The following is a 14,086-nucleotide window of genomic DNA, read 5'->3' on the forward strand; positions in this document are numbered from 1 at the left end:
CATTTGCACGTATCACCTTTCATTGCTTGTTTCTAGACAATTCAAGTATATAGAAATCGGTGATTACGTGCTTTTTTATTTATGAAATTTTTTCAAACCCCAACAAATATTATAGAGCCCATTTAATAAACTGGCTCCTTTACATCCAGAAAATAGACTAATACAAAAAGAAGAGTGCATTTTCACTCCGGAATGCACTCTTACTTTAATAATTACTATTCTTAAATCCACATATATTAACGAATCCGTTAGAGTTTGTTAAAACCTCATAATCAATATAACTTAGTATTACTTTTTTCAAAGTATTTCTCTTTTTTGAACCGCGGATTCTTTTTATCGAAATCCCTTAAATAGCTTTATAGAGCATTTTCTTTTATACCTTTATGCTATTTGTAATAGAAAACTCTTGTAAATACTCAGAACTCAGACTATAAGAAGCAATTTTCTTCTTCCGCTGCTTAACTACATCCACATGGTCATCGTGACTGTAAACAAAGAAATTTACTTCTTTTTTTCTTCGTTTTACGTTGATAACAAATGGAATTACATTCGTCTCTGGGTGTAGAAAAATTTCTTCATTGCCTGGAAATATATGATATCTCTCTAAAAATAACGCTTCATTGAAATTGTTAATCAGTTTATTTTTTTCTTCCTCGTCTAATTGCTTTCCGTTAAATGTTATAGTAGCGTATTTTGAATCTAGTTTTGGGTGAAGCGCAAATCTACTTACAACCCATCCTACAACTGCACTTGGAGGACTCGTTAACAATTTTAGAAGGATCCCACCTACAATTAGAAGAACAGCTGTCCACGTCATATATATCAACTCCTTGTGTAATTTCTGGTTGTCTTATTTAACTACATAAACTATTAAGTATCAATAGAAAGAAAAAATTAAAACTGTTAAACAAGAATCATGTATTACATTATCTACATATCCATCATAAAGATTCTTAATTTTTTATGCCCATCCAATTCTATACTTTTTTGACCATCCATTTACTATAAAAAGAAAAGGAATCATGAACAACTAATGATCCCTTTACAATTCGGAAATATCATTGTTACTTAAAGAAAATGAAGGGCCTCTGAAAAGCGTTTAATGCCTTCATCAATTGATTTTTCATCTTCCCTAGCGAAAGTGAAGCGAGCATACCCTTTTTTAGATCCCATTGTTGAACCAGGAACGTAGATTACACCCCTTTTAATGGATTCCTCAAGCAATTGCATCTCATTACAATCTTTTTTTAACTTGACCCAAATATGAATGCCACCTTGTGGAATAGAAAATTCCACCTCATCCTTTAAATAAAAGTTAAGGCTTGCTACAATTTGATTTCTCCGTTTTTCTAATTGTTTTGCCAATCCTTTAATATGAAACTGAAAATTTTCAGATTCCAAAAAATCATTGGCAATCCATTGTGTAAAGCTGGAATGACCAAAGTCAATTTGTTGCTTTGCATCAGATAATCTTTCGATTACTGATGTTGGCCCAATAATCCAACCAATTCTTAACCCTGAGGCGACAATTTTAGACAAGGAGCTAATATATAACACATTTCCATTCATATCTATTGATTTTAGTGTAGGGATTTTGTCACCAGTAAAAGATATTAAACTATAGGGATCGTCTTCTACTACAGGAATTCCATATTCGGAGGAAATCTCTAAAATTGCCTTCCGTTTTTTTTCGTTCATTAAAGTGCCTGTAGGGTTATGGTAAGAAGGATTTAAAAAAATCATTCTTATCCGATGTTTCTTATATAATGACAGTAAATCATCAGGATTTATACCATCTTTACCGACAGGCAAATAATAAATCTTTAAGCCAGCTGATTGAAAAATTGGAAGATTATAATTATATGAAGGATCTTCAATTGCAACTGCATCTCCAGCTTTTAACAAACACTGTACGACTAGGTGCAGCGCTTGTTGTGCTCCAGATGTAATAAGAATTGAAGAAGATTTAGTTTCAATCCCTCGATACTTTTTTACATGTTTTGTAAGAGTATTTCTTAATATAGCACTACCTTGTGGGTGATCATACCCTAGGCTTCCAATAAAACTTCGTGTCGAAGTAATTTCTCTTAAAAATTTCACTGGAAAAAGATCTTCCGACAATTCACCGCTAGCTAAATTAATTAGCTTATGTTCAACCGCTTCTTTTCTAATTCTTTGCGTAACTGGTAGATTTGGCAAAAAAGACCCTGCCTCGATATACCGATTCCAACTCGGAATACGTTTCTTGGCAATACCCCATATATCTTTACTGATTGTAGTCCCGCTTCCTCTATTTCTTTGAATAAGTCCATTTGCTTCCAATTCGTCATAAGCTGCAACTACAGTACTTCTGTTCAAGTTCAGCTCCTTCGCTAAATACCTTTCAGATGGTAATGGTTTATCGGATGGAAAAGTACCATCTGCTATTCCATTTTCAATATACTCGGCAAGTTGTTTATATATAGCTTTTTTTGCTTTTCGGTCTGGTCTCCAATCCACCTATAACAGTCCTTTTCATTTACTTAGCAGATCATTTTAAATAATCATATTTTAAGTTAAATCTATTCATTAGAAACCATCCAATCACTCATTATTTTAACCATCCACCTTTTTATTTAAGCTCCTTCCCTATACCTTTTTACAAGATCAAAATCTTTAGAGCAAAGATTCTTCTTTACAAAAACCCATATTGTATAGACTTATATATGTAAAATTTTACGATAATTTATAGAGTTTAATCTAAAAATCTATATGATGCGAAAACGAGCGCAATTTTCCTACTGGACTTACGCTCGTTTGTCGTAAAAAAGTTATACAGTTTACGCATAGTACTGATACTAAGGAATGGCAAAAACTACTTTATATATCATGTATTTGCCGTACTTCATTTTTACCATTTTCCCATATATTTGTAAACAATAGGGAATATTAAAAACTTTATCTTTGAGCTGTTTGCCTATCTTGCTTTGGTAAGCGTATAAACAGAATTGCCAAGATTGCACCTACAAATGCAACTACTCCACCCCAGAAAAATGCACGCTGATAGCCTTCGTTTAGAGCGATTAATGGAATTTCTGTACTTGCAGCGGCAGTTGCAGCAGCAATGGATACTAACATAGCTAAACCGACTGCCGAGCCAACCTGATATGTTGTATTATATAAGCCAGAAGCAAGTCCAGATTCTTCTGACTTAACCTCCGATACTGCTGCAGTGGTTGCGGGAAGATAGGCAAGCGCATTACCGAGAGCAGCCAATAGTAAAGCGATGAACACATCACTCCAATATTTCCCGTCAACCGTATTTCCAGAAAATAAGAGCCCGGAAATACCAAGTAAAACAAATCCGATGGCCATCGTAACTTTCATACCAATTCTCGCCATTACTCTTTCTGCAAGAACAACCATAAATATGGCCATTAGAATTGGAGCCGGTAACATACCCATTGCGGCCATAAAAGGTTCAAATTTTAGAACCTGCTGTAAATATAGAATAAGAAAATAAATAAGTGGAAACCAAGATGCTGATAAGAAGATAAGTGAAACATTACCTGCTGCTAAGTTTGGTGTCTTTAAAATACCAAGTGGCATCAGTGGTTCTTTTCTAAATAATTGAATAAGGATAAAAATGATGAACAAAATGGCTCCGATTGTTAAAGGTAATATAGTAGAGAGTGCTTGCCAGCCATTTCGCTCTGCAGTTACAATCCCATACACAATCATAATTAATGATGCTGTAACAGAAATTGCACCCGCATAATCAATTTTGCCTTTTTTCTTTGTGCCTTTCTGCAGGAGTTTTGGCGACAATATCAAGACTAGTATACCAACTGGGACATAGAATAGTAGCGTCCATCTCCAGCTAAGTAATTGTGTAAGGATACCGCCAAGAACAATACCAAGCGAACCACCCGCTGCTCCGGAAAGACCCCAAAATGCAAGTGCCTTTCCCATTTCTTTCTTATCTGCACTAAACAAAATCATAATAATGGAAAGTGCAGCTGGTGCTATCAACGCGGAACCTGCTCCTTGCACTGCTCGCGCTACATTAAGCGACACTTCATTCCAAGCTAAACCAGCAAATAAAGATGATACGGTTAAGATTGAAACCCCCCACATAAAAATTCTTCTGTGGCCGAATAAATCCGATAATCTTCCTCCTAAAAGCAATAACCCTCCAAACAAAATAAGAAAGGCGTTCATTACCCATTGTAAGTTTGCCTCCGTATATCCTAGAGTATCTTTGATAGACGGCAAGGCAACCTGGATAATAGCACTATCCATCATTACAAGGAAATTTGCAAAGCACAACAACGCTAGTGCTTTCCAGCGCTTCGGATTTGGTTGCGTCATCATATGTGAATGTTTTGACATAAAGGAATCTTCTCCAGTTTTTTTATTTACTTATTCTTTTTTTGAATGTTGATTAATTCATGTAATACTGTCATAAAAGCAATGATAAATGGTATCTCAATTTTCTTGATTTAACTACTTAATCATAATTAAGAAATGGAATTTAATTTATTGATTGCCCATTAATTGATCTCTACCAATTCTCTTTAAAAACTTATGGAATGTCTCCCGCTTTTTCCCCATTTCGGAATAGACATCGATAATCTTTTCAACTGTTTCATACAATTCTTCTGGCGTTAAATTCTCCATCAATAGAGTACCAACCTCGGCGTCCTTCCCTTTGGCTTTTCCACCAACATATAAATTGTAATGGTCTCTAATTTTCATAATACCTATATCGCTTAACATAGGTTCACCGCAGCCAATGGGACAACCTGTATAGGCAGCTTTTATAGTAAATGGCACTGCCTTTCCTGCAATTCGGCGATTTAACTCTTTTGCTACTGGCATTCCTTCCTCTTCTTCCCCTTTGCAAAAATTACATGTTCTCAAGCTCTTTACGAAGTTTCCAACTGGATAACATGCTAATCCAACACGTTGAAATTCTTCTAAAATAGCTTCCTTTTTATCTTTTGGGATTTCAATATAGAGTTGTTGGAATGTAGTTAACTCTAGTTCCTCGTCATCGTTCATATATTTGGAGATTGTCATAAGTTGTTTGGAGTTGAGTTTTGCTCCGTACCCTATTCCCCCATTTATGGCAATCTTAATTTTATTGCCACTATCTTTCATATAAATTTCCCCTTTAATCAACTACCATACAACGGTAGGGTATATAACTTGCGAAATAATTCTAGGTACTAATATAGTAACAAGTGATATCAACATTTTATTTTTTTAATTTCACTCTTTGTAAACGTAAGGCGTTTAAAACGACTGACACGGAGCTAAACGCCATTGCTGCACCAGCAACCCAAGGTGCAAGGAAACCTGCTGCGGCAATTGGAATCCCTATAGTATTGTAGGCAAATGCCCAGAATAAGTTTTGCTTAATATTTTTCATCGTTTTGCGACTCATTAAAATCGCATCGGCAATACTATTTAAATCTCCTCGAATGAGTGTAATATCTGCAGCTTCCATTGCAACATCTGTACCTGTACCAATGGCCATCCCAATATCAGCTGTAGCTAGTGCAGGTGCATCATTAATACCATCACCGACCATTGCCACTTTTTTGCCCTGCTGTTGTAGTTTTTTCACCTCTATTGCTTTCCCCTCTGGAAGCACCTCTGCAACAACTGCATCAACGCCTACCTCATTACAAATTGCTTGTGCTGTACGTTTATTATCACCTGTCATCATGATTACTTTGATGCCCATTTCTTGTAATCGGCGTACAGCTTCACGAGAGGTTTCTTTAATTGTATCTGCTACAGCAACTAGACCAGCATACTGGCCGTTAATTCCAGCTAGCATTGCTGTTTTGCCGTTTTTCTCCAATTCCTCCATTACTGGAAGCACTGATGTAATATCAATACCATATTGTTGCATCAGTTTACGTGTACCAATGACAACTCCTTGACCTGAAATCGTCGCTTGCACACCGAAACCTGGAATTGCTTCAAAAAATTGAATGTTGCCAAGTTCAATACCTTTTTCTTGAATACCTTGAACGATTGCTTGTGCTAATGGGTGCTCAGATTGTTTTTCCGCTGCTCCAATCAATGATAAAAATTTCTCTTCATCTTGACCTTGTGCTACTAAAACGTCTGTTAATACTGGTTTACCGTGTGTAATAGTGCCTGTTTTATCGACTACTACTGTGTCAATGCTTTGTGTTTGCTCTAGATGCTCGCCGCCTTTGAACAAAATACCAAATTCTGCTGCGCGGCCTGAACCTGCCATAATAGAAGTTGGTGTCGCTAAACCAAGCGCACATGGGCAAGCAATAACAAGTACTGCGATTAACACTTCAAGTGCAGGCGTAAATTCACCTGGTTGAACCCATATAATCCAAACTAGGAAAGTAAGTAAGGCAATCCCCACAACAATTGGTACAAAAATACCTGAAATGTGGTCGGCTAGACGTTGGATTGGTGCTTTTGAACCTTGGGCATCCTCCACTACTTTAATGATTTGAGCTAATGCTGTGTCACGTCCAACTTTTGTTGCTGTCATTTTAATGAAGCCATTTTTGTTAATCGTTGAGCCGTATAATACGTCACCACTCTTTTTATCTACTGGTAAACTTTCACCTGTTAACATTGATTCGTCAACAGCAGTTGTTCCTTCTAATACCTCACCATCAACTGGAATTTTTTCACCAGGTTTCACTAAAATTGTGTCACCGATTACGACTTCTTCTAACGGAACTTCTTTTTCAACTCCATCACGTACAACAATGGCTGTTTTAGCTTGAAGCCCCATTAATTTTTTTATCGCTTCTGATGAACGCCCTTTTGCTTTTGCTTCAAATAATTTCCCTAAGAGGATTAGTGTAATTAGTACCGCACTTGTTTCAAAATATAAGTGTGGACCGTGGTGTGTTCCAGCCGTAACAATCGCTTGATAGACACTATAAAAATATGCCGCTGAAGTACCCATGACAACAAGGACATCCATATTGGCACTGCCATTACGAAGTGCTTTATAAGCGCCTACATAAAACTGTTTCCCGATTATAAATTGTACCGGTGTTGCCAAAATCAGTTGTATCCATGGGTTCATTAAGAAATTTGGTACATATAAGAACGATGTAAATGAAAAGTGACCGACCATCGTCCATAATAATGGCAGTGATAAAATCGCCGAAAGTATAAATTTACGTTGTTGATCTTTAATGTGCTTTTCACGGTGGTCTACCTGTTCTTTATCCTCTTGTTTTTGATGTGCACCGTAACCAAGTTTTTCAACCTTAGCAATGATATCTGCAATTGTTACTTCCGAAGGATTAAATTCAATCGTTGCTTTTTCAAGTGCTAAATTGACGTTTGCACTTGCAACACCATCCAAGTTATTTAATCCTTTTTCAATGCGCGTTGCATATGCGGCGCAAGTCATTCCTGTAATATCAAACTCTGCTTTTTGTTTCACGACACCATAGCCAAGTGCCTCGATTTTCTTTTCAAAATCTGCTTCACTCAATTTTGACGGGTCATATTTAATCGATGATTTTTCTAGAGCTAAATTGACAGATACCTGTTCGACACCATCCATTTTATTTAATCCTTTTTCAATGCGTGTCGCGCATGCTGCACAAGTCATTCCTGTGATTTGAATACTCGCTTCTTTTACTTTACTAGCTTCTGTACTCATAATCTTTTCCACCTCTCCTTTATACCTAGATGGGGTATATATTAATGAAAATGAGAGAGTGCTATTGAAGCACTCTTATTCTACATCATATCCTTGATCTACAATTGTTTCCTTAATTTTATCCAGGGTTACTTGAGATTCATCGAAAGAAACATCAACTAAAGCTTCGTCTAATTTTACGTTTACTTGGTTAACCCCTTCTAATTCACCAACGCTTCCTTCTATAGCTTTTACACAATGTCCACAAGACATCCCTTGTACGTTTAAAGTTACATTTTGCATCGTAATTTCTCCTTTTCATACCTTATTATTTTTGATAAAAATACACTACCGGGGTATATTTGATCTAAAAAAATTTACTTTTTCATTAATTTTTGGATCGTAACTATTAATTCATCAAGTACAGCATCATCACCTTCTGAAAGACGATCTACGACACAACCCTTTAAGTGACCTTCTAAAAGAATTTTAGCAACACTATTTAATGCAGATTGTGTGGCAGAAAGCTGTGTAATTACATCATCACAGTATACATCTTTTTCAATCATGCCTTTAATGCCTCGGATTTGACCTTCTATACGATTTAATCGAGTAGTTAAATCCTTTTTTACACGTTCTGGATGATGACTTTTTCGACAAGACGAACCATCCTCTACATGGAAAGCTACTTCATCCATAAGTTCAACCTCCTATCTTGATCACATACTACCATACCCCTGTGTGGTATGTAAAGTGAAAAATTTAAATTTTTTAGGATAGGGACTTTCTAAATCTTCAACCTTCTTTACGTATTTTTATTTGAATCTTATTTTAGAATCAGCAATTTTTACAATTTTATTCTTCTTGTAAAAGAGCGCCAAATAAACAACATAAATTCAATATGCAAGAAATCTTGGCTTGTAGTGATTGCACTCTACCAAGGTTAATTATGTTAGAACAAACTTTGTTATATTAATGACCAAATCATAATGAAGTGTTGCGGGTTTTAGTTTTCACAATACCATGCTTTAGAATAATAACAACAGCTTTAATTTTAGACCCTTGAAAATTTATAACCCCATCCAAACAGTGGATAGGGTTAACAATAAGTTATTTTATTTTCGGTATTTTTACCCCACTTAGAACTTGCCGATAATGCCATTTAGTGCTACTTAACTATGTTATGAAATTATTGCTGAATTATTTGAATAAAGTTTCCGCACGTATCGTCGAAGATAGCTATTGTGTTTTCACCCATTTTTGTCGGCTCCATTATAAACTTCACGCCTAGATTCAGTAACCTTTCGTATTCTTTTTGAATATCCTCCACACCAAACATAGTTACTGGTATGCCGTCTTCATATAATTTCTTTTGATACTCTTTAGCAGCTGGATGTTGATTTGGTTCGAGTAAAAGCTCTGTACCTTCTTGCCTCTCAGGAGAAACAAGCGTAATCCACCTAAATTCACCAGAAGGAACGTCGTGCTTTTTAACAAAGCCCAACGTTTCTGAATAAAACTTTAATGCCTTTTCTTGATCTTGTACAAATATACTAGTAATAATGATTTTCATATTGTTTCCATCTCCTTTGATATATTCGATGTATGATGCTGCCTTAGCATTTTGGATGTAAGTACATACAACCGCTCTTTCAGTGCAAATTTTATTTTTATAATATTATTTTTACCGATCGATACAAAAGTAACTCCATCTACTTATTGTTTCCCTACTTTTCGGCCTACATTTCAAATGCTAGTATTTTACAAGCAGAATTTTGCACCATAAATAACTTATCATCCTCATTAGTTTAAAGGCTTTTTATACAAACCTTTACTAAGAGTATAAACAAACAAAATAATTACATGTAAGATAAACAATACAAAGAAAATGTTACTGAATGTAGCACCAATTGAAAGCTGGTTAAATGGATTCCACGAACTATTTACTACTATATCTACAGTCTTCCCATATATGCCAACTGCGATAGAACCTGCAATAAAGTTCTGCATCATTAATAACCCCATACCCACTCCTGAATGTTCACTAGGTAATGTTAATGAAACCGATTTTGACATGACGATCATCATAAATGATTGGCCTACATTTCCTATTACTAGAAATAGTGCAATCAGTACAGCATTTGAATAGATAAATGTAGAAAGTAAAAAGAAACAAACAATTAATAATCCTGATGCAGTAATGAATAACGTTGATGTACCCTTTAAATCTGCTATCTTTCCACCTTGCCTATTTAATAAAGCGGTTGTTGCTGCGGCCGGTACCATTGCCACCCCTATCAAATTAACCGGGAGATTTTGAACATCTGCTAAAAACAAAGGAGTTAAAAAGAATAATGAATAACCAATTCAAGTTACAAAGAACGCCAATATTAAATAAGAAATATAAGTTTTATTTTTAAATAACTCAGGTTGAATAAAAGGATACTTTGCTAAACGAATGCGATATATAAATAGAACGAGTGCAACGATTCCACCAATAAACCACATCGCATTATTTGTTACACCTAATAAAATTTGGGCAACGCTTAGAGCTAACAGTCCACCTCCCAACCAATCAATACTTGTATTTGTACCTTCCTCATCGCCTAAGTACTTTAAATAAAACGGCAATGTCAAAAGAAGTAATAAGGGGATGCAAAATAACCATCGCCAGTCTACAACACTAACAACTAACGAAGAAACAATTGGCCCAAGCGCACTGCCAAGAGCAGTACCAATAAACACAGTCCCCATTGCTGTTCCTCTTTTTTCAAGAGGGAAATATCGGATTGGGACTAGAGTAGCTGTAGCTGGAATTGTAGCTGCACCTGTCGCTTGTAAACATCTTGCCACTAATAATACCCAGTAAGAATTAGAAAAGAAGCCTAGTAATGATGCAATTGCAAAGAGTAATAAACCAAAAATTAATAAGTTTTTAAGCTTATATCGATCTGCAAGTTTTCCGTAAATTGCCGTACCAATCCCATATAAAAGTGTGTATGCTGAAGTAACCCAGCTTACCTGTGAATTAGTAAGCTGAAATTCTTTGCTTATTTGTGGTAGAACAAAGTTGAAAAGCAATATACTCATGGATGAAAGGGTTACAGTAAGCATCATGATAATCAATAATTTTTCATTTCCTTGTTTTTTTAACACTTGATTCATTCTCGATTTCTCCTTTTTTTGTAAAATGAACGTCTGTACTGACTGACATTTAAGGATAAAAACATACTAGAGGGTTAATCCTCTAGTAAATAATGCCACACTATCATTTAGAAGCTTTTCAAACTCCCCTTCCACAAAGGCGGAATCACCGTTCATCCTTGCATGGGCAAATCCAAAATTCATGTAAAGAAAAGTAATAGCCATTTTTTCCGCATCAATCGGGATAATTTTTTTTCGATTTTTCATCTCTTCAAAATAGTTTGTTAAAAACTCCTTCAATAACTCTGGATGCCTGTGAGAATATTGGTGCAAACCAGGCACATTCTCTCCTATTTTCATAAGCATTTTAAGGAGCTTTCTGTTTTGATGCATAATTCTATGGTAATTTTGGCTAATTAAATCTAGATCGTCTTTCAAATTCCAGACGAGCTTACTTTCAAAAATAGAACGCATTTCCTCGCCATAATGGTATCGATCGATGGCTTTTTCCAATAAATTTTGTTTGCTTTGAAAATGTCGAAAAAGCGTTTTTTCACTAAAACCGGCTTCCTTTGCAATTTCCTCTGTTGTAACTCCGTTATATCCATTTTTAGAAAAAAGATCGATTGCTACTGTTATAATTTTTTCACTTGTCTCTTGTTTACGATTTGAAGCCATAATTAATAATTTACCCCCCAAAGGATTGTCAGTACTTACTGACATTAATATATTCTTTTTACATTTTTTTGTCAACTGGTAAATGATGATTAAATTTTACACGAAGTTACAATTTTTTTGTTGCGTGTAATTCAAGAAAATGATCCGATACATAAAGAAAAAACGCAATTTCCCCTTTGGAATTGCGCCCGATTGTTAAATGTCTGTTAATTAATTATCTTGCTAAAGCTCCGTAGTTATGGTAGATAAATACTGCAAAAAAGCTACAGCTAGTCAATTTTCTCCTTATTAACTTTTAATATCTCCTTTAAAGTAGAATGAATATTTAGAAGGCTTATTAAAATAAATCCAAGCATAATAAATGTTACTATTTCTCCTGTAAATATAGAAACTATCGCTAATATTACTGCATATAAACCATATATCCAACCTTTCATTTATACCACCTCATCATTTATAGGCATCTAGAGGACTGTCTCATTTATAGAATGATGCTCTAAAATTGATTCATTTATAATATAATAAAACATTCGGAGTTACTTATAGACTTGTTACAACTTCAAAAGGCATTTCTTCACCATTAACTAGAACTGTTATTACATCAAGTTCTGGATCTGTTGTTAAATAATATGTATATTGCTTTTCAACATCATCCTGTGAATTTGATACATCAAAATTTATTGTTACCTTATCCCCTTCTGTTTTAACATCAGTTCTTTCTATATCGCCTCTTGAGTGAAAAATTATATATTTACCTTTTTCACCATCATTGATTAATTGAAGATTTAAATCGGAATTAATTTTTTCTTGCACATTATTAGGTACATTTTCAATTTCACTAAAACTTAATGTTGATGAATTACAAGCTGATAAAATCATTAAAACTAAAATTACTGATACAAGTATTTTCTTCAATACATTCACTCCTTCTAACCTTAACTCTAATACGGTTGAAGTAAATAAAAGTTCCATATTATGCAAATTTTTAACGAAAAATATAAATAGTATTTTGTTGATTAATCAAAAAACTAGCCCGATCAAAAAAGAGCACAATCTTCCCTCTAGAATTGAACTCAACTAAGCCCTTAGTTAAATAATTCAACAAAATAGACCGTTAAATCAATACCATCCAGTAGTACAATGATTATATACAAAGGACATAATGTAAGTCTTTTGTTCTCAGAAATGGATTATCATTTGAGATGGAGCTATCCAAATTCATTCTTAGTATTTTTCCAGCTAGTGTAGTAGGGTCTTTAGAAGTACACCTATCATATGAATTTTTCTGTAAAATTAGAGTTCCATGAAAACATCACCATTCTTATTAAACTCAAAACCTATAGCAAACTCTAATGCAAGGGTATAATTTATATTTTAGTATTATTCCAAAAATAAAATAGATGCCCCTAAAGTAGAGCTTTCATCCTTGAAAAATTACTATTTACTTAACTTACATTGTACTTATGTCAATTACAAATCGATACTTTACATCTGAAGCTAATACTCGTTCGTAGGCTTCGTCAATTTGGTCGGCCGAAATGACTTCAATTTTAGGAACAATGTTATGTTCTGCACAGAAATCCAACATTTCTTGAGTCTCACGGATTCCACCAATCATTGAACCTGCAAATGAGCGGCGATGACCGATTAAATTCATCACGCTTAGTGATAATGGTTCTGCTGGTGCCCCGACATTTACCAATGTGCCATCAAGAGTCAGTAGTCCTAAATATGCATCAAGGTTAATTTTTGCACTTACAGTATTAATAATTAAGTCGAAAGTTCCAGCAAGTTTTTCGAATGTTTCTAAGTCACTTGTGGCGAAATAATTATCTGCGCCAAGTTTTAAGCCGTCCTCTTTTTTGTTCAATGTTTGTGAAAGAACAGTTACTTCAGCACCCATGGCATGTGCAATTTGGACAGCCATATGTCCAAGACCACCCAAACCAATAACCGCTATTTTCTTACCAGGGCCAGCATTCCAATGATTTAATGGTGAATATGTAGTAATACCAGCGCAAAGTAATGGTGCTGCAACGTCAAGCTCTATATTATCTGGAATTCTAAGTACGAAATCCTCTGTTACAACAATATGAGTAGAATAGCCACCTTGAGTAGGTTCGCCATATTTATCAACTGCAGCGTAGGTGTCAATTTTTCCATTAAGACAATACTGTTCTTCTCCTTTACGACAATTCTCACATTCGCCGCAGGAATCAACCATACACCCTACCCCTACTCGGTCACCTACTTTATATTTAGTTACATTAGGTCCTATAGCAGTAACAACCCCTGCAATCTCATGTCCGGGAACAAGCGGGTAGTTTACTGGACCCCACTCGCCATGAGCAGTATGGATATCAGAATGACATATCCCAGCATATTTAATTTCAATAAGAACGTCATGGGAATCAAGATCGCGCCGTTTAATTTCAGCTGGTCGAAACGGCTTATCTGGACCGTCTACAGCTCGTGCCTTAGCAGTTATCATAAAATAACCTCCCTCTATAAATGTTGATATATCAACGGTTTGACCCGTTTTATCTAATAGAAAAAATATTTTTTAAAGAATAATATTTTAGTATTTTACAATACTTCAATTCATTTACAGTTTGAGGA

Annotated in this window: 12 protein-coding genes and 1 pseudogene; all 13 read right to left on the bottom strand. The window is 35.1% G+C overall.

Annotated features, from left to right (window positions below; translation table 11 throughout):
- Window positions 1–373: 373 nt before the first annotated feature.
- On the bottom strand, window positions 374–817 hold the full coding sequence (locus EKG35_RS18645; protein ID WP_126296048.1) for a YfmQ family protein: 444 nt from the start codon (window positions 815–817) through the stop codon (window positions 374–376).
- A gap of 251 nt (window positions 818–1,068) precedes the next feature.
- Window positions 1,069–2,499 carry a MocR-like pyridoxine biosynthesis transcription factor PdxR gene (gene pdxR, locus EKG35_RS18650; protein WP_126296049.1) on the bottom strand — a complete coding sequence of 477 codons (1,431 nt, stop codon included), beginning with the start codon at window positions 2,497–2,499 and terminating at the stop codon, window positions 1,069–1,071.
- Window positions 2,500–2,937: 438 nt separating this feature from the next.
- The gene (locus EKG35_RS18655) at window positions 2,938–4,371 is read right to left on the bottom strand and encodes an MFS transporter (RefSeq protein WP_126296050.1); all 1,434 of its coding nucleotides are present in this window, start codon (window positions 4,369–4,371) and stop codon (window positions 2,938–2,940) included.
- 147 nt (window positions 4,372–4,518) lie between these two features.
- A complete protein-coding gene (locus EKG35_RS18660) occupies window positions 4,519–5,142 on the bottom strand; it encodes a nitrite reductase (RefSeq protein WP_126296051.1) in 624 nt (207 codons plus the stop codon).
- 97 nt (window positions 5,143–5,239) lie between these two features.
- On the bottom strand, window positions 5,240–7,666 hold the full coding sequence (locus EKG35_RS18665; RefSeq protein ID WP_126296052.1) for a heavy metal translocating P-type ATPase: 2,427 nt from the start codon (window positions 7,664–7,666) through the stop codon (window positions 5,240–5,242).
- A 75-nt stretch (window positions 7,667–7,741) separates the two neighbouring features.
- On the bottom strand, window positions 7,742–7,948 hold the full coding sequence (gene copZ / locus EKG35_RS18670) for a copper chaperone CopZ (RefSeq protein ID WP_126296053.1): 207 nt from the start codon (window positions 7,946–7,948) through the stop codon (window positions 7,742–7,744).
- A 74-nt stretch (window positions 7,949–8,022) separates the two neighbouring features.
- Entirely contained in the window at window positions 8,023–8,343 is a 321-nt protein-coding gene (locus EKG35_RS18675) for a metal-sensitive transcriptional regulator (protein ID WP_126296054.1), read from the bottom strand.
- 491 nt (window positions 8,344–8,834) lie between these two features.
- Window positions 8,835–9,218 (bottom strand): VOC family protein, encoded by a 384-nt coding sequence (locus tag EKG35_RS18680; protein ID WP_126296055.1) that lies wholly within the window; start codon window positions 9,216–9,218, stop codon window positions 8,835–8,837.
- Window positions 9,219–9,448: 230 nt separating this feature from the next.
- A pseudogene (locus tag EKG35_RS18685) lies at window positions 9,449–10,810 on the bottom strand (MFS transporter).
- A 66-nt stretch (window positions 10,811–10,876) separates the two neighbouring features.
- Window positions 10,877–11,512 (bottom strand): TetR/AcrR family transcriptional regulator, encoded by a 636-nt coding sequence (locus tag EKG35_RS18690; RefSeq protein ID WP_246020488.1) that lies wholly within the window; start codon window positions 11,510–11,512, stop codon window positions 10,877–10,879.
- Between the two features lie 224 nt (window positions 11,513–11,736).
- Complete coding sequence (locus EKG35_RS21080; RefSeq protein ID WP_185807821.1) at window positions 11,737–11,904, bottom strand: hypothetical protein; 168 nt, start codon at window positions 11,902–11,904, stop codon at window positions 11,737–11,739.
- Window positions 11,905–12,007: 103 nt separating this feature from the next.
- Window positions 12,008–12,382, bottom strand: coding sequence for a peptidylprolyl isomerase (locus EKG35_RS18695; RefSeq protein WP_126296056.1), 375 nt, complete (start codon window positions 12,380–12,382; stop codon window positions 12,008–12,010).
- Between the two features lie 535 nt (window positions 12,383–12,917).
- Window positions 12,918–13,958, bottom strand: a complete 1,041-nt coding sequence (locus EKG35_RS18705; RefSeq protein ID WP_126296057.1) for an NAD(P)-dependent alcohol dehydrogenase — start codon at window positions 13,956–13,958, stop codon at window positions 12,918–12,920.
- Window positions 13,959–14,086: the final 128 nt, after the last annotated feature.

Source organism: Lysinibacillus telephonicus (assembly GCF_003966145.1).
GTDB lineage: Bacteria > Bacillota > Bacilli > Bacillales_A > Planococcaceae > Ureibacillus > Ureibacillus telephonicus.

Bases quoted from the DNA above. Each gene is read 5' to 3' on its own strand.
- EKG35_RS18680 (WP_126296055.1), bottom strand. From the start codon at position 9,218: ATGAAAATCATTATTACTAGTATATTTGTACAAGATCAAGAAAAGGCA.
- EKG35_RS18655 (WP_126296050.1), bottom strand. From the start codon at position 4,371: ATGTCAAAACATTCACATATGATGACGCAACCAAATCCGAAGCGCTGG.
- EKG35_RS21080 (WP_185807821.1), bottom strand. From the start codon at position 11,904: ATGAAAGGTTGGATATATGGTTTATATGCAGTAATATTAGCGATAGTT.
- EKG35_RS18665 (WP_126296052.1), bottom strand. From the start codon at position 7,666: ATGAGTACAGAAGCTAGTAAAGTAAAAGAAGCGAGTATTCAAATCACA.
- EKG35_RS18660 (WP_126296051.1), bottom strand. From the start codon at position 5,142: ATGAAAGATAGTGGCAATAAAATTAAGATTGCCATAAATGGGGGAATA.
- EKG35_RS18645 (WP_126296048.1), bottom strand. From the start codon at position 817: ATGACGTGGACAGCTGTTCTTCTAATTGTAGGTGGGATCCTTCTAAAA.
- EKG35_RS18705 (WP_126296057.1), bottom strand. From the start codon at position 13,958: ATGATAACTGCTAAGGCACGAGCTGTAGACGGTCCAGATAAGCCGTTT.
- EKG35_RS18675 (WP_126296054.1), bottom strand. From the start codon at position 8,343: ATGGATGAAGTAGCTTTCCATGTAGAGGATGGTTCGTCTTGTCGAAAA.
- copZ (WP_126296053.1), bottom strand. From the start codon at position 7,948: ATGCAAAATGTAACTTTAAACGTACAAGGGATGTCTTGTGGACATTGT.
- EKG35_RS18690 (WP_246020488.1), bottom strand. From the start codon at position 11,512: ATGTCAGTAAGTACTGACAATCCTTTGGGGGGTAAATTATTAATTATG.